General features: G+C 67.4%; 15 protein-coding genes. 12 read left to right on the top strand and 3 right to left on the bottom strand.

Translation table 11 applies throughout. From position 1 onward, the window contains the following. Positions 1 to 10 precede the first annotated feature (10 nt). The 7 genes from ACDI39_RS15700 to ACDI39_RS15670 all read left to right on the top strand — a co-directional run bounded on the left by ACDI39_RS15700 (position 11) and on the right by ACDI39_RS15670 (position 9,084). Entirely contained in the window at positions 11 to 3,025 is a 3,015-nt protein-coding gene (locus tag ACDI39_RS15700) for a serine/threonine-protein kinase (RefSeq protein WP_486536929.1), read from the top strand. Continuing rightward, complete coding sequence (locus ACDI39_RS15695; RefSeq protein ID WP_225786861.1) at positions 3,025 to 3,741, top strand: ABC transporter ATP-binding protein; 717 nt, start codon at positions 3,025 to 3,027, stop codon at positions 3,739 to 3,741. Before ACDI39_RS15700 ends, ACDI39_RS15695 begins: the two co-directional genes overlap by 1 nt. After that, the gene (locus ACDI39_RS15690; protein ID WP_486536928.1) at positions 3,741 to 4,943 is read left to right on the top strand and encodes an FtsX-like permease family protein; all 1,203 of its coding nucleotides are present in this window, start codon (positions 3,741 to 3,743) and stop codon (positions 4,941 to 4,943) included. The genes ACDI39_RS15695 and ACDI39_RS15690 overlap by 1 nt, the downstream gene beginning before the upstream one ends. Beyond that, the gene (locus ACDI39_RS15685; RefSeq protein WP_486536927.1) at positions 4,936 to 6,726 is read left to right on the top strand and encodes a formylglycine-generating enzyme family protein; all 1,791 of its coding nucleotides are present in this window, start codon (positions 4,936 to 4,938) and stop codon (positions 6,724 to 6,726) included. Before ACDI39_RS15690 ends, ACDI39_RS15685 begins: the two co-directional genes overlap by 8 nt. Positions 6,727 to 6,801: 75 nt before the next feature. Continuing rightward, positions 6,802 to 7,701, top strand: a complete 900-nt coding sequence (gene tagQ / locus ACDI39_RS15680; protein ID WP_225786589.1) for a type VI secretion system-associated lipoprotein TagQ — start codon at positions 6,802 to 6,804, stop codon at positions 7,699 to 7,701. A gap of 106 nt (positions 7,702 to 7,807) precedes the next feature. Next, entirely contained in the window at positions 7,808 to 8,665 is an 858-nt protein-coding gene (ssp4, locus tag ACDI39_RS15675) for an Ssp4 family T6SS effector (RefSeq protein ID WP_262923596.1), read from the top strand. Beyond that, positions 8,665 to 9,084, top strand: a complete 420-nt coding sequence (locus ACDI39_RS15670; protein ID WP_253080265.1) for a hypothetical protein — start codon at positions 8,665 to 8,667, stop codon at positions 9,082 to 9,084. Before ssp4 ends, ACDI39_RS15670 begins: the two co-directional genes overlap by 1 nt. Positions 9,085 to 9,098: 14 nt before the next feature. Here the strand turns inward: ACDI39_RS15670 and ACDI39_RS15665 are convergent, their stop codons facing one another. Continuing rightward, complete coding sequence (locus tag ACDI39_RS15665; RefSeq protein WP_225786586.1) at positions 9,099 to 9,317, bottom strand: DUF3079 domain-containing protein; 219 nt, start codon at positions 9,315 to 9,317, stop codon at positions 9,099 to 9,101. A 172-nt stretch (positions 9,318 to 9,489) separates the two neighbouring features. Between ACDI39_RS15665 and moaB the strand changes: the two genes are divergently transcribed. Then, positions 9,490 to 10,044 carry a molybdenum cofactor biosynthesis protein B gene (gene moaB / locus ACDI39_RS15660; protein ID WP_225786585.1) on the top strand — a complete coding sequence of 185 codons (555 nt, stop codon included), beginning with the start codon at positions 9,490 to 9,492 and terminating at the stop codon, positions 10,042 to 10,044. A gap of 148 nt (positions 10,045 to 10,192) precedes the next feature. On the opposite strand, the gene narL is transcribed toward moaB, so the two are convergent. Together narL and ACDI39_RS15650 are read right to left on the bottom strand one after the other, a co-directional pair. Further along, complete coding sequence (narL, locus tag ACDI39_RS15655; RefSeq protein ID WP_253080263.1) at positions 10,193 to 10,831, bottom strand: two-component system response regulator NarL; 639 nt, start codon at positions 10,829 to 10,831, stop codon at positions 10,193 to 10,195. Then, entirely contained in the window at positions 10,828 to 12,627 is a 1,800-nt protein-coding gene (locus ACDI39_RS15650; RefSeq protein WP_486536926.1) for a HAMP domain-containing protein, read from the bottom strand. The genes narL and ACDI39_RS15650 overlap by 4 nt, the downstream gene beginning before the upstream one ends. A gap of 231 nt (positions 12,628 to 12,858) precedes the next feature. Between ACDI39_RS15650 and ACDI39_RS15645 the strand changes: the two genes are divergently transcribed. The 4 genes from ACDI39_RS15645 to narH all read left to right on the top strand — a co-directional run bounded on the left by ACDI39_RS15645 (position 12,859) and on the right by narH (position 20,919). Next, complete coding sequence (locus ACDI39_RS15645) at positions 12,859 to 14,103, top strand: MFS transporter (RefSeq protein ID WP_225786582.1); 1,245 nt, start codon at positions 12,859 to 12,861, stop codon at positions 14,101 to 14,103. 19 nt (positions 14,104 to 14,122) lie between these two features. Next, positions 14,123 to 15,538: a NarK family nitrate/nitrite MFS transporter gene (locus tag ACDI39_RS15640; protein ID WP_486536925.1), complete on the top strand. Its 1,416-nt coding sequence runs from the start codon at positions 14,123 to 14,125 to the stop codon at positions 15,536 to 15,538. A gap of 61 nt (positions 15,539 to 15,599) precedes the next feature. After that, complete coding sequence (locus ACDI39_RS15635) at positions 15,600 to 19,370, top strand: nitrate reductase subunit alpha (RefSeq protein WP_486536924.1); 3,771 nt, start codon at positions 15,600 to 15,602, stop codon at positions 19,368 to 19,370. Positions 19,371 to 19,380: 10 nt separating this feature from the next. Next, complete coding sequence (gene narH / locus ACDI39_RS15630; RefSeq protein ID WP_225786579.1) at positions 19,381 to 20,919, top strand: nitrate reductase subunit beta; 1,539 nt, start codon at positions 19,381 to 19,383, stop codon at positions 20,917 to 20,919. Positions 20,920 to 20,921 lie beyond the last annotated feature (2 nt).

Below are 20,921 nucleotides of genomic sequence, written 5' to 3'. Positions count from 1 at the left end.
GAACCCCACCATGGACATGCAAATTCCCGGATTCGACATCGACAGCGAGATTGGCCAGGGCGCCATGGCCAGCGTGTACCTGGCCACCCAGCGCTCGCTGGAGCGCAAGGTGGCGCTCAAGATCATGGCGGCGAGCCTGGCCGCCGACCCGACCTTCTGCGAGCGCTTCCTGCGCGAAGGGCGGACCCTGGCACGGCTGTCGCACCCACACATCGCCACCATCCATGACATCGGCAATGTCGGCGAGCTGTACTACATGGCCATGGAGTACCTGCCCAATGGCACGCTCAAGGAGCGCATCGCCGCTGGGCTGGAGCCTCGCCAGGGGCTGCTGTACGTGCGCCAGATCGCCCAGGCGCTGGGCTATGCCCACGCCCAGGGGCTGGTGCACCGCGACGTCAAGCCCGCCAACATCCTGTTCCGCGCCGACGGTACCGCGGTGCTGTCGGACTTCGGCATCGCCAAGTCGCTGGACGACCGCACCCAGTTCACCCAGGCGGGCTTCGCCGTGGGTACGCCCAGCTACATGAGCCCGGAGCAGGCCCGTGGGCTGGAGATCGACGGCCGTGCCGACCTCTATGCCCTGGGCGTGGTGCTCTACGAGATCCTCGTCGGCAAGCTGCCGTACAGCGGCAACGATGCCCTGTCCACGGCCCTGGCCCACCTCACCGAGCCGTTGCCGGAGTTGCCCATCGAGCATGGCCGCTACCAGGACATCCTGCGCGGGCTGCTGGCCAAGGACCCCAACGAACGCTTCGCCGATGCCGCCGCGTTTCTCGCGGCCCTCGACCGCCTGCCGGCCGAGGACAGCGAAGCCACGCAGGTCCGGCCGCTGCCGGTGAGCACGCCGGTGGCCCCGACGCCATCGGACCTGGGCGGCCTGACGCCGGTTTCCATTGAGATCCCCCAGGTGCCACCGATCGCCGAACCGGCCAAGCGCCCGGCGGCCGAGGCACCGCCCGCGCCCGTACCTGCCAGGAAGAAACCCGCCATGGCGTTGCTGGCCGTGGCGGTCGCCGCCGCGCTCGGCCTTGCAGGTGTCGGCTACTGGTGGCTGGGCAGCGGCGATACGCCGGCACCCGACGCGCCGCTGGCACAGGCCACCACACCGCCCTCGCCGCAGGCGCCCGAGCAGGGTAGCGCCACGCCCGTCGCGGCTGTGGATGACCAGCGTCCGCTGCTGATGCCAGGCAAGAAGACGCTGTTCCAGCGGGTGCTGAGCCAGCCCGGCGCGCGCTTGGCCAGCGAGCCTGGGGCCGAGTCCGGCGACAGCCTGCCGGCGTTCAGCGTGCTCTACGTCTACCAGCGCAAGGACGTCGACGGCAAACCCTGGGTGCAGGTCGGCGCCTCCAGTGATGGCCAGCGCGACGGCTGGCTGCCCGCCGGGCAGACCAGCGACTGGAAGCAGAGCCTGGTGCTCAAGTTCACCGAACGCTCCGGCCGTTCGCCGGTGATGTTCCTGCGCCAGGCCGATGACGTGCAGCGCCTGCTCGACGATACCGGCATGGCCCGCGATACCCTGCTCAAGGCGCAGGGCCAGCCGGACCAGGTGCCCCAGGTGATGGCCCTGGAACCAACCGCCAGCGCGGTGCCCCAGGAGCAGTTCTACCTGATGCCGATCTTCGACTTCCGTGAAAGCTTCGATGCCGAAGGCCAGCCGGTGCAACTGCTCAACATCGCCTCCATCGACCCAGGAGCCAGTGCCCGCGACAGCGCGGCCACGGCCGCAGGCGTCGCGGCGGGCGACGACAAGGCGTTTCGCACGGCCATCGTCCTGGTGGTGGACACCTCGGTCTCCATGCAGCCCTACATCGACCGGGTCCGCCAGGTCGTCAGCGAACTGCAGCAGCAACTGGCGGCACGCGGCGAGCTGGACAACGTCAGCTTCGGCCTGGTGGGCTTTCGCAACAGCACCCAGCGCACGCCCGGCCTGGAGTACCTGAGCAAGACCCTGGTGAACCTCGACGAGGGCCGCGACCCGGCGCGCTTCCTGCGGGCGGCGTCGCAGGTCAAGGCCACCCAGGTTTCCAGCCATTCGTTCAACGAAGATGCCTTCGCCGGCATCCTGCAGGCGGTCGAGGGCCTGGACTGGTCCGGTTACGGCGGGCGCATCATCCTGCTGGTCAGCGACGCGGGCGCCTTGCGCAAGAACGACCCGTTCAGCAGCACCCAGATGAACGAGGCCGAGGTGCGCCAGGCCGCCCTGAGCAAGCAGATCAAGATCTACGCCCTGCACCTGCGCACCCCGGCCGGGCAAAAGAACCATGCCTCGGCCGAACAGCAGTACCGTGTGCTCAGCGCCGACAGCAACCCGCAGATCGGCGACCTCTACGTCTCGGTGCCGGGCGGCGAGGTGTCGGTGTTCGGCGAGCGGGTGCGGGAGATCGGCTCGACCTTCGCCGAGCTGGTCCACCAGGTGCGCAACAAGCAGCCACAACCGGTGCCGCTGCTGACCTCGGCATCGAGCCTGGCGGCCAAGTCCCAGGCCATCGGCTACGCCATGCACATGGACTTCCTCGGCCGCCAGGGCGCCAGCCAGGCGCCGCGTCTGGTCAGCGCCTGGACCGCCGACCGCGACCTGACCAACCCGGCGCTGCCGACCCTGCAGGTGTGCGTGATGCTGACCAAGCTGCAGCTCAACGACCTGCAGCAGTCGCTCAAGCTGATCGTCGATGCCGCGCGCAAGACCCGCTCGTCCCCCGGCGACTTCTTCAACGAGATCGCCAGCGCCAGCGCCTACATGAGCCGCGACCCGGGCGAGCTGCGCAAGGGCGCCAACCTGGCCCAGAGCGGTGTGCTCGGCGAGTACCTGGAGGGCCTGCCGTACCGCAGCAAGTCGCTGAGCATGACCCAGGACCTGTGGTTGTCGCTCTCGGTGGCCGAGCAGGAGGACTTCATCGACGAGCTGGAGTCGAAGATCCGCCTGTACGAAACCTTCCACAACGACATGGCCAACTGGGTGCGCTTCGGCAATGCCGAGCCGGGTGATGCCTTGTACCGTGTCCCGCTGTCGACCCTGCCGTGATGATCCGCTTGCAGGGGGTGCGCAAGACGCGCGGGCAGGGCGCCCAGCGCTACAGCCTGGAGATCGACCGGCTGCGGTTGGCCGCGGGCGAGCGCGTGGCCCTGGTCGGCCCCAGCGGCTGCGGCAAGAGCACCTTGCTGGACCTGCTGGCATTGGTGCTGGCGCCCGATGCCGCCGAGGGCTTCAGCCTGGGGCTCGACGGCATCGAGCAGGACATCGCCGGGCTCTGGCGCCAGCGCCGGCTCGATCGCCTGGCCGCGCTGCGCAGCCGTCACCTGGGCTATGTGTTGCAGGCCGGTGGGCTGCTGGGCTTTCTCGACGTGCGCGGCAATATTCGCCTGCCGCGCCAGTTGCTCGGGTTGAGCGACGACGGCAGCGTCGAGCGCCTGGCCGAGGCGCTCGACGTGCACGACCAACTGGACAAGCGCCCGGCCGCGCTGTCCCTGGGCCAGCGCCAGCGGGTCAGTTGTGCCCGCGCCCTGGCGCACGGTCCGGCGCTGCTGTTGGCCGACGAGCCCACCGCGGCCCTCGACCCGGTCAATGCCGGGCGGGTCATGGACCTGCTGTTGCAGCAGGCCCAGGCACATCGGGTGACCTGCGTGGTCGCCACCCACGACGAGGCCCTGGCGCGCAGCGCGGGCCTGTCGGTGCTGCGCATGGCGTGCCGGCGCGATGCCGACGGCGGCGTCACCGCGACCCTGGAGAGGGCAGCCTGATGCGCCCGCTGCTGATCGCCGGCCTGGCCTGGCAGGACTACCGCAACGACGGGCGCTTGTCGGCCTGCAGCGTGTTGGCGCTGGTGGCGGTGATCGCGCCGTTGCTGGTGCTGTTCGGCCTCAAGTTCGGCCTGGTCGGCAGCCTCACCGAGCGCTTGCAGCGCGACCCGGGCGTGCGCGAAATCATCCCCCTGGGCGGCGGGCGCTTCGATGCCGCCTTCGTCGCTGCGCTGGGCGCCCGTCCGGACGTGGCCTTCGCTATCCCGCGTACCCGGCAGATCGCCGCCACCGCCGAGCTGCTGCTGCCGGCCAGTGGGCGCGGAGTGACGGTGGAGATGCTGCCCACCGCCGCTGGCGATCCGTTGCTGCACGGTGTGCCGCTGCCGGGTGACTTGCAGGAGGTGGTGCTCAATTTCACCGCGGCGGAAAAGCTCGGCGCCAAGGCCGGCGATGAGCTGCAGGCCAGCATCGGTCGCCAGCAGGCTGGCCAGGTGCAATGGCGCCAGGCGCGCCTGCGGGTGCTCGCGGTGTTGCCACTGGCGGCATTCGAGCGCGATGCCCTGTTCGCCCCCCTGGCGCTGCTGGAGGCCGCCGAAGACTATCGCGACGGGCGTGCCGTGCCGGCCCTTGGCTGGCCGGGCGAGGCCCAGGCTGACCCCGCGCAGCGGGTCTATCCGGCGTTTCGCCTGTATGCCCGTGGGCTCGCCGACGTGGAGCCGCTGCGCCGTTATTTCGCCGAGCGCAAGGTGCTGGTCTCGACCCAGGCGGCGCGGATCGCCCAGGTGCAGTCGTTGAGCCGCAACCTCGACCTGGTGTTCTGGATCATCGCCGCCCTGGCCGTGAGCGGCGCGGCTGCCGCCATCGCCGCGGGCGCGGTGGCGGCGGTGGAGCGCAAGCAGCGCGAGCTGGCAGTGCTGCGCCTGCTGGGCTTGGGCACCGCCGCGTTGCTGCTGTTCGTGGTGCTCCAGGCACTCTACAGCGGCGTGCTGGCCGCGGCCCTGGCCGCCGTGCTGTACCTGTTGGCCGAACACGGCCTGAACCGGCTTTTCATGCAGGTGCCCGGCGAGTACGCCAGCCACCTGTTGCCCCTGCACTATCTCGTCGCGCTGCTCGCCGTCCTGCTGGCCAGTGCTGCCGCGGCCGCCCTGGGCGGCTGGCGGGTGGCGCGGATCGACACCTGCGAAGGAATCCGTGATGTCTGAACGTCGCCTGAAGGCCGCCGCCTTGGTCATCGCCGCCCTGAGCCTGGTCGCCTGCGTCCAGGCCGACGACGATGACAAGCCCAAGGCCCAACCTGGGAACGAGGCCCAGCCTGGAAACAAGGTCGAAGCCACTGCCAGCGCCAAGCTGGACAACCCCAAGCCGCTGGCCGATGACGTCAGCCTGCCCTTGCCCTGTGGCGGCGAGATGGTGTTCCGCCACGTCTATGTGCTGGCCCAGGGCAGCCTGGACGACCGTGAGGTGAGCCTCGGCTACCCCTTCAGCGAGGGCGAGGCGGGCTACAAGCAGTCGTTCATCTCCGGCTACCGCCGCGACTTCATCAACGGCCAGTTCAGCCTGCAGGACCTGGCGCCGCAGTGGCGCGAGCAGGTCGGCTCGAGCCTGCCCAAGGTCGAGGCCGGCAGCCCGCTCAAGCCCATGATGTACTTCATCGGCAAGTACGAAGTCACCGCCCGGCAGTATGCCCAGGTCATGTCCCAGGCCCAGTCCCTGGCCAGCGGCGAGGCGCCGCCGGCCTGCGAACCGGTCACCGAGGCGGCCGGGCGCTTGCCCAAGGTCAAGCTGTCGCGCTTCGAGGCCGAGCGCTTCGCGGCGGTGTACAGCGCCTGGCTGATGAAGCATCACCGCGACCTGCTGCCGATCAGCGGCCGTGGCAGCAAGCCCGAGGATGGCGGTATCGGCTTCGTGCGCCTGCCCACCGAAGTGGAGTGGGAGTTCGCCGCCCGTGGCGGTTCGGTGGTCAGCCGCCAGGCGCTGGAAGGTCGGCTGTTCCCGCGCAAGGTCGAGGGCAGCGACAGCGAAGGGCCGCTGGCCGACTGGGCGGTGTTCAACCAGGTGGCCGGTGGCACCGGCCAGGCTGCGCGGTTGATGCCGATCGGCACCCGGCAGCCGAACCCGTTGGGGCTGTTCGATGTGATCGGCAACGCCGCGGAGATGGTCCAGGAGTCGTTCCAGTTGGTGCATGCCGGCCGGCGCCAGGGGGCCTATGGCGGCTTCGTGGTCAAGGGCGGCAACTACCTGGAAGGCGAGGGCACGCTGTTCACCGGCATGCGCCGCGAATACCCGCTGTTCGGCGCCGACGGCACCGAGCAGCGTAACGAGACCACCGGTTTTCGGGTGGCCATCGGTGCCCTGTCGGCGCCGCGCTCACGCTACCAGGAGCTGTTCGAGCAATGGCAGAAGGAGGGCCGCCTGGCCAGCCTGACCGACGCCATCGACGATGCCCAGGACCCGACCAAGCGCCTGGACGGCATCATCGCCAGCACCGCCGACCCACGCCTGCAGGCCGAGCTTGGGCTGGTCAACGAGGAGCTCAAGCGCAACGTCTCGCTGATCGCCCAGCAACGCGAGGAAGCCGCCGGCAACCTGATCCAGTCCGCCGCCCTGGTGGCCGAGACCATCAACAACTACAACATCCGCCTGACCAACCTGCAGAACAGCCAGCGGCAGGCCGAGGCCTCGGGCGACCCGACCAGCGCCCGCATGTTCGCCGCCGCCATCGCCAATGGCCGCAACGCGCTGGACGGCGCCGTAGCGATCTACATCGACAACCTGGCCAGCGGCACGCGCTACACCGATGCGGTGATCCAGGCGCAGTTCCAGCGGGTCAAGGAAGAACTCAACCGCAAGCCGGTCCTGGGCAGGAGCCTGGTGACCCGTGCGACCCTGTTCGTCCGCCATGTCGGGGAGTACCGCCAGAACCGGCGGGCCGACCCGGCGACGATCCTCAAGGAGCTGCTCGCCTCGGCCACCCCGAGGCCCTGAACGACTCGACCGAGAAAGGAATCCCGGCCGGCATGACGCTGGTCGGCCCCGTACAACCCAAGAGAGAACCTGACCATGCTTTTCACACGCAAGCCCCTGATCAACGCTTCCCAGGCCCGTACCGCACTGCTGCTGGCGGCGGGTTTCAGCAGCGTACTGCTGACCGGTTGCGCCGGCTCGCCGGTGTCCAGGATCGGTGCGACCACCAAGGTCGAGTACTACCCCAACTGCTACGAGCCGGTGCAGCACCTGCGCTCCACCGACTCCGACATGACCCGCTCGGTGGCCACCGGTGCGCTGCTCGGCGCGGTGGGCGGTGCCCTGACCGGCGCCCTGGTGGACAACGACAACCGTGGCCGCAATGCTGCCATCGGCGCGGCCGGCGGTGCCCTGGTCGGCGGTGCGGCGGGCTACTACACCGAACGCCAGAAGCAGATCAGCGATGACAAGCAGCGCATCGCCTCCTATGCCACCGACATCGACAAGAGCGCGGCGGACATGGACCGCACCACCGCCTATGCCAAGGCTTCGCAGAGCTGCTACCAGCGCGAGTTCGCCAACCTGATGGACGGGCGCAAGGCCAAGCGCATCGACGACACCGAGGGCCGCAAGCGCCTGGCCGAGATCGTCTCTGGCCTGCAGGAGTCGAACAACCTGATCACGGCGGTCAGCGGCCGTCTCGGCGAGAACCTGGACAACTACACCCAAGCCTACGAGCAAGACCTCAAGCAGGTCGGCGTGCAGCGTTCGGACGTCACCGTGGTGGCCCAGGCCGAGACCGCGAAGAAGACCACGCCCAAGAAGCTGCCGGCGGTGCCGAAGGAGGCCGTGGCCACCGAGAAGACCTTGCAGAACGCCACCAGCAAGAAGACCGAGGCCCAGCAGGTGGCCAAGGCCGGCCAGGACCAGGTCAACCGTATGTGCAACAGCCCGGACATGGGCGACTGGGCACCGGTGCCTTGCCCGAACGTGTGAGCCTGAAACCAGGGGCGCGCTGCGCCCCTATCGCGGCACCGAGAGTTGAGGGAATCGACCTGTGACAGATCTTCTGGTCAACCAATTGGGCAACACCTCGCAGTTCATGGCGCGCCAGCGCATCCAGAGCCGCATCAACCTGCCGCAGATGTTCGCCGCCATCGATGCCGACCCGCGCATCGTTGGCGCCGGGGTGGTGTACATCGACGCCAACTACAACGTCATCACCCTGCGCGAATTCCAGCCGATCTGCAGCATCAAGCCCAAGCGCGTGATCCTGCGCGAGATCAACAAGTACCAGACACCGGCCCAGTACACCGAGCAGTTGCAGAACAACCCCCGCGAATCGCGGGTGATCAAGGAGGCGGTCAATACCACCTTGTCCTGCGCCGGTGCGGTGCTGGGGTGGTTCGTGGTGTTCAGCGGCACCATCGCCGCGCCGTTTTCCGGCGGTACCAGCCTGGTACTGACCTACATCGGCGGGGCTGCAGCCACCGCCAGCAGTATCCAGTGCGGCATCGGCGTGATGCGCACGGTGCGTGAAACCACCAATCCGGCGGCCAACGACGCCCTGGACGAGAACGAGTGGTACCAGGCCGCGTCCAGGGTGCTCGACGGTGTCTCGCTGCTGGGCGTTGGCGCCTCGGGCCTGACCACGCTCAAGTACCTGCAGGTGCACAAGGCCGCCACCGGGCGCAGTTGGCTGGAGCTGAGCAAGACCCTTTCCCGCCAGCAGCGCAAGGCACTGACCACCGAGCTCTTGTCGATCAAGCACCCGGCGTTGACCGCCAAGCAGCTCAAGCTCGAGCAGGCGGCCGGGACCCTGGCCAAGCGCTACACGCCGACCCAGATCAGCCATGCCACCCAGACGTTGCTGCGCGACTCCCTGGGCGCCACCTTCGGCCTGGCGGGCAGTGCCACGGTGCAGAGCATTGCCGTTGGGCTTTATGAGGAAATCGAGTGATGGCCGCTGGCAGTGATTTCGGTGCCTTCATGGCGCGCTACTTCCCCACGTTCCTGCTGGGGTTCTTCGCATCGCTGCTGTCGGTGGCGTTGGCGGTGACCTTGTGGGTGGACAGCCACTGGCGCGACCATCCGGACAATGCGTCGTACAGCGTATTGCTCAGCGGTGGCCTGGTGCTGGTGCTGTGCCTGGGGCACTTTCTGATGATCCGTGGGCAGGGTTGGGCGGTCAGGGTCGTGGTCGGCGTGCTGGTCATCAGCCTGCTGATGGCCCTGAGCCTGTTCGGCGGCGCGGTGCCCGCCTTGTTGCTGGCGATCAGTGCCGCGTTGCCGCTGCTGGCCTTGCTGGTGCTCAACGGCAAGCGGCATCGGGAGATGCGCGCGAAGCTGGTGGCGCTGCGCCAGGAGCGCCGACGCTGAGGCGGCTGGCTCGTCTATGGCGCCTGTGTGCCCCTTGTGTCGGGCACCGTCTCTTCGCTGGCCTGCTCGGCCCATTGCTCCTGCTGGTACCAGTCCTCGCCGAACAACTCCGCCGGATGCATGGTCCGGTCCGCGCCGTTGCCGCAGGCCAATGCCTTCGCCGGGCAGTACAGGTCGCAACCCCAGCAGATGCGCTCGGGATGGCTGGGGTTGTGGGGAAATTTCTTGGCCATGGTTTCCCTCCGACAGCGGTCGTCTGCCTCCAGACTATGCCTGGTACACCCGCCAGCGTTGATCGACATCAAGGTTTTTAGTCGCATACCCCGGTGGTACCTCCTTCGAGGGATGGGCGCAGGCTTCGGCCTGGCCCAGGCTGCGGGCTGTCATCCAGAGGAGGGCGCCAGCATGGCTCACCTTGCATCCCGCGAATTCCAGGCACTGCGCATCGCCGTGCTGACCATCAGCGACACCCGTACCCTGGCCAACGACGGCTCGGGCCAGGCACTGGTCGATGGCCTTGAGGAGGCCGGGCACATCCTTCACGAGCGGGCGTTGGTGCCCGACGATACCTGGCAGATCCGCGCCCGCCTGTGCGCCTGGATCGCCGACCCGCAGGTGCAGGTGGTGCTGCTCACCGGTGGCACGGGCTTCACGGCCCGCGACAACACGCCCCAGGCTGTCGAGCCCTTGCTGGAGAAGGTCGTGGAAGGTTTCGGCGAGTTGTTCCGGCAGGTCTCGCTGGAAGAGATCGGCACCTCGACGATCCAGTCGCGTGCCCTGGCGGGCCTGAGCAACGGCACCTTGGTGTGTTGCCTGCCGGGTTCTCCGGGCGCTTGCCGCACCGGTTGGGACGCGATCTTGCGCAAGCAGCTGGACTGGCGCACCGGACCATGCAATTTCGTCCCGCACCTCAAGTGCCTGCCCGAGCAGGCCGTGGAGGTGTGCGGGAGCCGTGGGTGAGCGGGGTACCGGGGCTGCTTTGCAGCCCATCGCCGGCAAGCCGGCTCCCACATTGTCCGTGCAAACCGCATCATATGTGGTCGCCGCGGTCCCTGTGGGAGCCGGCTTGCCGGCGATGGGGCGCGAAGCGGCCCCGGGAATGCAGGCCCTAGCGCAGGTTCTCCAGCGCCCAGACCGCCGCCTCCACCCGCGAGCGCAGCCCCAGCTTGTGCAGCAGGTTCTTCACATGCACCTTCACCGTCCCTTCGGTGATCCCCAGCTTGTTGCCGATCATCTTGTTGCTCAACCCGCCGGCGATCATCTTCAACACCTGCCGCTCCCGGTCCGTCAGGTCCTGCGAGCTGGCGCCGTGGGATGCCCGCAGCGCCTGGGCCAGCACCGTGGTCAGCGATGGGCTGACCACCAGGCCCCCCGCCAGCACCTCGTGCAACCTGTCGATCAGCAGCTCCGGCTCCATGTCCTTGAGCAGGTAGCCATTGGCACCGAAGCGCATGGCATCGCTCACATCCTGTTCGGCATCGGACACCGTGAACAGCAGGATCCGCCCCGCATAGCCCTGCTCGCGCAGGCGCTTGAGCGCTTCGACGCCGTTGAGCTCAGGCATGTTGTGGTCGAGCACCACCAGGTCTGGCTGCAGCCGCTCCACCAGGGCGCAGGCTTCCAGGCCGTTGTTGGCCTCGCCGACCACCACCAGGTCGTGCTCCAGCTCGATCAACTGGCGCAGCGCGCGACGCATCATCGGGTGGTCGTCGGCCAGCAGCAGGGTGTGAGGGGCGGTAGCGTTCATGCGAGTACCTCGGGTTGACGCAAAAAGCTCGGCGCGAAACGTAGTCGCACCTGGGTGCCATGGGGTTCACGGGGGGCCAGGCTGAGCTGGCCGCCCAGGCTGCGGGCGCGCTCTTGCATGATGTTCAGGCCATGGTGCAGGCGGCCGTCGTAGCCGGGCTGGATGCCGATGCCATCGTCCTCCACCAGCAACTCGACCTCGCCGCCCAGCTGGCGTACGTGCACCCAGGCCTCGCTGGCCTGCGCGTGGCGGGCGCAGTTGGACAGCGCTTCGCGGGCGATCTGCAGCACGTGGATCTGTTCGTTGGCGCCGAGGCTGAAGGCCAGCGGCTGCTGTTGCAGGTGTACGCGCATCGCGCCCCGTTCGGCGAACTCGCGGGCGGTGTCCTCCAGCGCCTGCTCCAGGCCACCGTCCTGGATCTGCAGGCGGAAGGTGGTCAGCAGCTCGCGCAACTGGCGATAGCCATTGTTCAGCCCTTCGCGCAGTTCATCGCTCACCACCAGCAGGTGCTCGGCGTTCTCGCCACGGCGGATCAGGGTTTGCAGGCGGCTGACCTGCAGCTTCATGTACGACAGGGCCTGGGCCAGGGAGTCATGCAGCTCGCGGGCGATGGTGGTGCGCTCGTCGAGCAGCAGCAAGCGGTTGTCCTTCTCGCGCTGGCCTTCCAGCGACAGGCTGGTGCCGATCAGGTCGGCCAGGGCCTGGATCAGTTCGCGCTCCCATGGGTGGGCGGCATGGCCGTCGATGAAGTGGGCACGCAGGTCGCCGAGCACGGTGCCCTGGGAGCTGACCTGCAGGCTGAAGCGGTTGGCCAGGCGCTGGCGTTCGCAACCGGCGCAGTCCTGGGGGGCGCACACTTCACGGGTGTCGTTGTCGCCATGCAGGGCGATCAGTTGCCCCTGGCCGGCCTCGGCTCCGCCGCGCAGGCACAGCGACAGGCGCAGGCCGGGCAGGCGTTGCTGGAAGCTGACGATCAGTGCGTCCAGGTGCTCGGCGCTGGTCGGCTGGGTGGCGATGCTGCGGCTGGCATGGCAGAGCAGGTCGAGGGCGGCGTTGCTCTGGGCCAGTTCCTGGGTTTTCTCCGCGACCCGCGAAGCCAGCGTGCGGTGGGACTGTTCGATGGCCTCGGCCATGGCGTTGAAGCTATCGGCCATCTGCCCCAGTTCGTCGCGCGAGCGATAGCGGATGCGCGCATCGAGCTTGCCGGCGCGAAAGCGCTCGGTGGCGCGGACCAGCTCCTGCAGCGGTGCGATCACACCGCTGTGCAGCTCGAACAGGCCGACCAGCAGGATGACCACGGTGATCAGCAGCGCCGCGCCCTGGATGTTCTGTTGCCAGCCCTGGCGCCGCTCGCTCTGTTTCTGCAGTTGCAGGACGAAGTCTTCGAGATGGTCGACGAACACCTGTGCCTCGCGCTGGAACAATTGCCGGTCATTGGCCTCCAGCGCCGGCAGCAAGTGACCTTGCCATTGTCCGAGGACCTTCGAGAAGGCCTTGCCGACCGGGCTGTCGTCGCCGTCTTGCAGCGTGTACGCCAACGTTGGGCTCGCCAGGCGCTGCTGCATGTCCTGGCGCAGTTGCTCGAGGGTGGCGGCCGAGGCATCGGACGCCAGTTGCCAGTTGAGGCGGAAGGTGGCCATGCGCAGGGAGCCGGCGGTGTTCATGGCCGCGGCGTCGTTCTCGCTGACCCGGGCGATCAGCACGGCACTGAAGGTGCTGGCCAGGCTGAGGGTGGCCAGCAGGACCACGGCCAGCCCTGCCCGCGCGGGCAGCGAGCTCTTCAGCCAGTTCAGCATCGCGCTACCTCCAAAGAATCCCAGGCCGTCCAGTAGCGTCGCGAAGCGTCCTGCAATATTGACTAACTATTTGATTTAAAAGGATTAAACCGCCAAGTAAGGCTCTACCACTTTGGTGGTAGATGCCGCCATGGTAAGCCCGCCCCGGCCCCTGCCGCCTTGATGCAGGTCAATCGTGGCCTGCCGGCATGCTCCTAGCCTGCGCTGGACAAGTCGCCCTGGAGAGCGTTCATGCAACGCAAGGTACAACAGGGGCTGGTGCTCGGGATGAGCACGACCGCGTTCACCGTCTGTTTCATGGTGTGGATGATGTTCGCGGTGCTGGGGGTGCCTATCAAGGATCTGCTCGACCTCAACGAAACCCAATTCGGCCTGCTGGCCGCCACGCCGGTGCTCAGTGGCTCGTTGGTGCGCCTGCCGCTGGGCATGCTGGGCGACCGCTTCGGCGGGCGCATCGTGTTCTTCGTGCTGATGCTGGCCTGCGTGTTGCCGATCTACCTGATCGGCCATGCGACCGCGTACTGGCAGTTCCTCGTCCTGGGCCTGTTCGTCGGCCTTGCCGGTGGTTCGTTCTCGGTAGGCATCGCCTACGTCGCCAAGTGGTTCGACGCGTCCAGGCAGGGGCTGGCCATGGGCATCTTCGGCGCCGGCAACGCCGGCTCGGCGCTGACCAAGTTCCTCGCCCCGGCGATCATCGTCGCTGCCGGCTGGCAGATGGTGCCGAAGGCATTCGCGGCGATCCTGCTGGTCACCGCGCTGCTGTTCTGGTGCTTCACCTTCGACGACAAGTCGCACCGGGTGGCGGCCAGCGTGTCCCTGCGCGAGCAACTCGCCACCCTCAAGGACCCCCGCGTCTGGCGTTACTGCCAGTACTACTCGATCGTCTTCGGCGGCTACGTTGCCCTGGCCCTGTGGATGACCCAGTACTACGTCGCCGAATACGGCTTCAGCCTGCAGGGCGCTGCGCTGCTGGCCGCCTGTTTCTCGCTGCCGGGCGGCGTGCTGCGTGCGCTGGGCGGCTGGATGTCGGACCGCTGGGGCGCGCACAGCGTGACCTGGTGGGTGCTGTGGGTGAGCTGGGTGTGCCTGTTCTTGCTGTCGTACCCGCAGACCGACCTCACCCTGCACACCGTCGACGGCCCGCGCACCTTCCACATCGGCCTCAACGCCTGGGTGTTCACCCTGTTGATGTTCGTCGTCGGTGTCGCCTGGGCCTTCGGCAAGGCCTCGGTGTTCAAGTACATCGCCGACGAGTTCCCGGAGCGCATGGGAGCGGTGTCCGGCATCGTCGGCCTGGCCGGCGGCCTGGGCGGCTTCGTCCTGCCGATCCTGTTCGGCGCGCTGGTCGACCTGACCGGCGTGCGCAGTTCCAACTTCATGCTGCTGTACGGCGTGGTCTGGGTCTCGCTGATCTGGATGTACCTCAGCGAAGTCCGTCGGACACCCGTCCTCGGCACCCCCCGTTCCGATTCCTGAAACCTCGAGGAGACTGATCATGTCGGCATCCAACAACCCCGCTGTGGGCGGTGCGCTCCAGCCGGGGCCAGTGATCGAAGACTGGCGTCCGGAAGACCCGCAGTTCTGGGGCGCCACCGGCAAGGCCATCGCCAGCCGCAACCTGTGGATCTCCATCGCCGCGCTGTTCCTGGCCTTCGCCATGTGGATGGTATGGAGCACGGTGATCGTGCGCATGAACGTCGCAGGCTTTGCCTTCACCACCGACCAGCTGTTCTGGCTGGCGGCGCTGCCGGGCCTGTCCGGTGCGGCCTTGCGGGTGTTCTATGCGTTCATCGTGCCGGTGTTCGGCGGCCGCCGCTGGACCGCGCTGAGCACCGCTTCGCTGCTGCTGCCGGCCGTGTGGATGGGCGTGGCGCTGCAGGACACCGCCACGCCCTACAGCGTGTTCGTGATCATCGCGCTGCTGTGCGGCTTCGGCGGCGGCAACTTCGCCTCGTCGATGTCCAACATCAGCTTCTTCTTCCCCAAGGCGCAGCAGGGCACGGCCCTGGGCCTGAATGCCGGGTTGGGCAATTTGGGGGTGTCCGGGATGCAGTTCCTGGTGCCGCTGGTCATCGGCGTGGGCCTGTTCGGCGCCGCCGGTGGCGAGCCGAGCGAACTGGCCGATGGCGGGGCGATGTGGCTGCAGAACGCCGGCCTGGTCTGGGTGCCGTTGATCATCCTGGTGACCCTCGCCGCCTGGTTCGGCATGAATGACCTCAAATGCGCCAGCGCCTCGTTCTCCGAGCAGGCGGTGATCTTCAAGCGCAAGCACAATTGGCTGATGTGCTGGCTGTACCTGGCCACCTTCGGCTCGTTCATCGGTTTTGCCGCCGCCTTCCCGCTGCTGATCAAGACCGCCTTCCCTGAGGTCAATGCGCTTCAGTTCGCTTTCCTCGGCCCCTTGGTCGGGGCCCTGGCGCGGCCACTGGGTGGCTGGATCTCGGACAAGCTTGGCGGGGCGCGGGTGACCCTGTGGAACTTCGTGCTGATGATCGCCGCCGTGCTTGGGGTCATCGCCTTCCTGCCCGGCGAAGGTGAGGCGGGGCACTTCTTCGGCTTTCTCAGCATGTTCATGGTGCTGTTCGTCACCACCGGCATCGGCAACGGCTCCACCTTCCGCATGATCCCGGTGATCTTCCGCACCCTGCACGAACGCGCCAGCGCCAAGGCCCAGCCGGCCGAACGCGAGCGGGTCCTGCGCGAGGCGGGCAAGGAGTCGGCCGCGGTGCTGGGCTTTAGCTCCGCCGTCGGCGCCTTCGGCGGCTTCTTCATCCCCAAGAGCTTCGGCAGCTCCCTGGCCCTGACTGGGGGGCCGGAAGCGGCCCTGTACGCGTTCATCGCCTACTACGTCAGCTGCATCCTGGTGACCTGGTGGTGGTACTCGCGCAAAGGCGCCGAGACCCCTTGCTGACCGAGCCCGACGACTTGACCACGAGCGCGGGCCACCGCGCTCAGCCTGAGAGGAACAGAACATGAGCCACCTACTCGACCAGATGCGCTTCTTCAAGCGCAAGCAGGGTGAGTTCGCCGATGGCCACGGCGAGACCCGCCAGGAGTCCCGCGACTGGGAGAACGTCTACCGTTCGCGTTGGCAGTACGACAAGATCGTGCGTTCCACCCATGGGGTGAACTGCACCGGGTCGTGCTCCTGGAAGATCTACGTGAAGAACGGCCTGATCACCTGGGAAACCCAGCAGACCGACTACCCGCGTACCCGCAGCGACCTGCCCAACCACGAGCCACGCGGCTGCCCGCGCGGTGCCAGCTACAGCTGGTACATCTACAGCGCCAACCGCCTGAAATACCCCAAGGTGCGCAAGCCGCTGCTCAAGCTGTGGCGTGAGGCGCGCCGCACGCTGGCGCCCGTGGACGCCTGGGCCAGCATCGTCGACGATCCGGCCAAGGCCGAGTCGTACAAGTGCCAGCGCGGCATGGGTGGCTTCGTGCGTTCGAGCTGGGACGAAGTCAACGAGATCATCGCCGCGGCCAACGTGCATACCGTCAAGCAGCATGGCCCGGACCGGGTGGTGGGTTTCTCGCCGATCCCGGCCATGTCGATGGTCAGCTACGCCGCCGGTGCCCGCTACCTGTCGCTGATCGGTGGCGTGTGCCTGTCGTTCTACGACTGGTACTGCGACCTGCCGCCGGCCTCGCCGCAGGTGTGGGGCGAGCAGACCGACGTGCCGGAGTCGGCCGACTGGTACAACGCCAACTACATCATCGCCTGGGGCTCCAACGTCCCGCAAACCCGCACCCCGGATGCGCACTTCTTCACCGAGGTGCGCTACAAGGGCACCAAGACCGTGGCCATCACCCCGGACTACGCCGAGGTGGCCAAGCTCACCGACCTTTGGCTCAACCCCAAGCAGGGTACCGACGCGGCGCTGGCCCAGGCCTTCGCCCACGTGATCTTCAAGGAGTTCCACCTCGACACGCCCAGCGACTACTTCCGCAGCTACGCCAAGCGCTACACCGACTTGCCCATGCTGGTGCTGCTCCAGGCGCGGGACGATGGCTACAGCGCCGACCGTTTCCTGCGGGCCTCGGACCTGGCTGGCAACCTGGGCCAGGACAACAACCCCGAGTGGAAGACCATTGCCATCGACGACAACAGCGCCGGGCTGGTCTCGCCACAGGGCGCCATCGGTTATCGCTGGGGCGAGAAGGGCAAATGGAACATCGAGGCCCGCGAGGGCGGTGAGGGGCGCAGCACCGACTTGCGCCTGAGCCTGATCGGCGACGGCGATGTCGCCGAAGTGGCCTTCCCTTACTTCGGTGGCCAGTACCACGAACACTTCGCCGCCGCCCCGGGCGACGAGGTCCAGCTGCGCCGTGTGCCGGTGCGCACCCTGACCCTGGCCGACGGCCGCCAGGCCAAGGTCGCCACGGTGTTCGACCTGATGGCCGCCAACCTCGGCATCGACCGTGGCCTGGGTGGCGCCAACGTGGCCAGCAGCTACGACGACGCCAGCGTGCCGGGCACCCCGGCCTGGCAGGAGCGCATCACCGGCGTGTCGCGCGAAAAGGCCATCCAGGTTGCCCGCGAGTTCGCCGACAACGCCGACAAGACCCATGGCCGCAGCATGATCATCGTCGGAGCGGCGATGAACCACTGGTACCACATGGACATGAACTACCGCGGGCTGATCAACATGCTCATGCTCTGCGGTTGCGTCGGCCAGACCGGTGGCGGCTGGGCCCACTATGTCGGCCAGGAGAAGCTGCGCCCGCAGTGCGGCTGGCTGCCGCTGGCCTTCGGCCTGGACTGGAGCCGTCCGCCCCGGCAGATGAACGGCACCAGCTTCTTCTACAACCACAGCTCGCAGTGGCGCCACGAGAAGATGAGCATCCACGAAGTGCTCTCGCCGTTGGCCGACAAGTCGCAGTTCCCCGAGCACATGCTCGACTACAACATCCGCGCCGAGCGTGCCGGCTGGCTGCCCAGCGCGCCGCAGCTCAACCGCAACCCGCTGCAGATCACCCGCGATGCCGCCGCGGCCGGCATGACGCCGCAGGACTACGTGCTCACGTCGCTGCAGGACGGCTCCCTGCGCTTTGCCTGCGAGCAGCCGGACAACCCGGCCAACTTCCCGCGCAACCTGTTCATCTGGCGCTCGAACCTGCTGGGCAGCTCCGGCAAGGGCCATGAGTACATGCTCAAGTACCTGCTCGGCACCCGCAACGGCGTGATGAACGAAGACCTGGGCAAGCGCGGCGGCGTCAAGCCGAGCGAAGCCGAGTGGGTGGAGGAAGGTGCCATCGGCAAGCTCGACCTGGTCACCACCCTGGACTTTCGCATGTCCTCGACCTGCATGTACTCCGACATCGTCCTGCCGACCGCGACCTGGTACGAGAAGGACGACATGAACACCTCGGACATGCACCCGTTCATCCATCCGCTGTCCGCCGCCATCGACCCGGCCTGGGAAGCGCGTTCGGACTGGGAGATCTACAAGGGCATCGCCAAGGCGTTCTCGGCCATGAGCGAAGGCCAGCTGGGTGTCGAGCAGGACCTGGTCACCGTGCCGCTGCTGCACGACACCCCCGGCGAGCTGGCCCAGCCGTTCGGCGGCAGCGACTGGAAGACCGAAGGCGTGGCGCCGGTGCCGGGCCTGAACTGCCCGAACATGACCGTGGTCGAGCGCGACTACCCGGCCACCTACAAGAAGTTCACCTCCCTCGGCCCGCTGCTCGACACGCTTGGCAACGGCGGCAAGGGCATCAACTGGAACACCGAGCACGAGGTGGAGTTCCTCGCCGAGCTCAACCATACCGTGCGTGACGAAGGCGTGAGCCAGGGCCGGCCGAAGATCGAGTCGGCCATCGACGCCGCCGAAGTGATCCTCAGCCTGGCGCCGGAAACCAACGGCCATGTGGCGGTGAAGGCCTGGGCCGCGCTGTCGGCGTTCACCGGCCGCGACCACAGCCACCTGGCCGTGCCCAAGGCGCATGAGGCGATCCGCTTCCGCGATATCCAGGCGCAGCCGCGCAAGATCATCTCCAGCCCCACCTGGTCGGGCCTGGAGGACGAGCACGTGAGCTACAACGCCGGCTACACCAACGTCCACGAGCTGATCCCCTGGCGCACCCTCACCGGCCGCCAGCAGTTCTACCAGGACCACCCGTGGATGCAGGCCTTCGGCGAGCAGTTGCAAAGCTATCGCCCACCGATCGACACCCGCACCGTGGACTACGTGAAGGGCAAGAAGCCCAACGGCAACCCGGAGATCGCGCTCAACTGGATCACCCCGCACCAGAAGTGGGGCATCCACAGCACCTACAGCGACAACCTGATCATGCTCACCTTGAGCCGTGGCGGGCCGATCGTGTGGCTCTCGGAGATCGACGCGAAGAAGGTCGGCATCGAGGACAACGACTGGATCGAGTGCTTCAACGCCAACGGTGCGCTCACTGCCCGTGCGGTGGTCAGCCAGCGGGTCAAGGAGGGCATGGCGATGATGTACCACGCCCAGGAGCGCATCGTGAACGTGCCTGGTGCCGAGAGCACCAAGACCCGCGGCGGCCACCACAACTCGGTGACCCGCGTGGTGCTCAAGCCCACCCACATGATCGGTGGCTATGCCCAGCAGGCCTACGGTTTCAACTACTACGGCACGGTCGGCTGCAACCGCGACGAGTTCGTCGTGGTGCGCAAGATGAGCAAGGTCGACTGGCTCGATGGCACCGATGTCGGTGACTTGGGCGGCGATGCCCTGCCACAGCCACTGCCCAACGACCTCTGAGGAGATAGCCATGAAGATTCGATCGCAAGTCGGCATGGTCCTGAACCTGGACAAGTGCATCGGCTGCCACACCTGCTCGATCACCTGCAAGAACGTCTGGACCAGCCGCGAAGGCATGGAATACGCCTGGTTCAACAACGTCGAGAGCAAGCCCGGTATCGGCTACCCCAAGGAATGGGAGAACCAGGACAAGTGGAAAGGCGGTTGGGTGCGTAACCGCGATGGCTCGATCAACCCGCGCATCGGCGGCAAGTTCCGGGTGCTGGCGAATATCTTCGCCAACCCCGACCTGCCGGCCATCGACGACTACTACGAGCCGTTCGACTTCGACTACCAGCACCTGCACAGCGCGCCGCAGGCCAAGCACCAGCCGGTGGCGCGGCCGCGTTCGCTGGTGTCTGGCCAGCGCATGGAGAAGATCGAGTGGGGGCCGAACTGGGAGGAGATCCTCGGCACCGAGTTCGCCAAGCGGCGCAAGGACAAGAACTTCGACCAGGTCCAGGCCGACATCTACGGGGAGTACGAGAACACCTTCATGATGTACCTGCCGCGCCTGTGCGAGCACTGCCTGAACCCCGCCTGCGCGGCGTCTTGCCCCAGCGGGGCGATCTACAAGCGCGAGGAAGACGGCATCGTCCTGATCGACCAGGAGAAATGCCGTGGCTGGCGCATGTGCATCAGCGGCTGCCCGTACAAGAAGATCTATTTCAACTGGAAGAGCGGCAAGTCCGAGAAGTGCATCTTCTGCTACCCGCGCATCGAGGCGGGCATGCCCACGGTGTGTTCGGAAACCTGCGTCGGGCGTATTCGCTACCTCGGCGTGCTGCTGTACGACGCCGACCGCATCCACGAGGTGGCCAGCACCCCAGGCGAGCAGGACCTGTACCGCAAGCAACTGGAGATGTTCCTCGACCCTAACGATCCGCAGGTCATCGAGCAGGCCCTGAAGGATGGCGTGCCGATGTCGGTGATCGAGGCGGCGCAGCAGTCGCCGGTGTACAAGCTGGCGGTGGACTGGCAACTGGCCCTGCCGCTGCACCCGGAGTACCGCACCCTGCCGATGGTCTGGTACGTGCCGCCGCTGTCGCCGATCCAGAACGCCGCCGCTGCCGGCAGCGTGAGCCTGGATGGCGTGCTGCCCGATGTCGACAGCCTGCGCATCCCGGTGCGCTACCTGGCCAACCTGCTCACCGCCGGCGACGAAGCGCCGGTGCGCCTGGCCCTCAAGCGCCTGCTGGCGATGCGCGCCTACAAACGCGCCGAGCAGGTGGACGGCGTGCGCGACCTGGACGTGCTGGCCTCGGTCGGCCTGACCCAGGCCCAGTGCGAGGACATGTACCGCTACCTGGCCATCGCCAACTACGAAGACCGCTACGTCGTGCCCTCGGCGCACCGCGAGGAGGCCATGAGCGACGCCTTCGCCGAGCGTTCCGGCTGCGGCTTCAGCTTTGGCAGCGGGTGTGGCGGCAGCTCCGACATCAACCTGTTCGGGGCGAAGAAGGCCAACCGCCGCGATGTGCTCAAGACCGTCCAGCTGTGGGAGAAATGAAC

The sequence above is a fragment of the Pseudomonas sp. Tun-23181 genome, assembly GCF_057415455.1.
The sequence above is the reverse complement of the archived record's forward strand: the minus strand, read 5'-3'. Positions and strand labels throughout refer to the sequence as shown.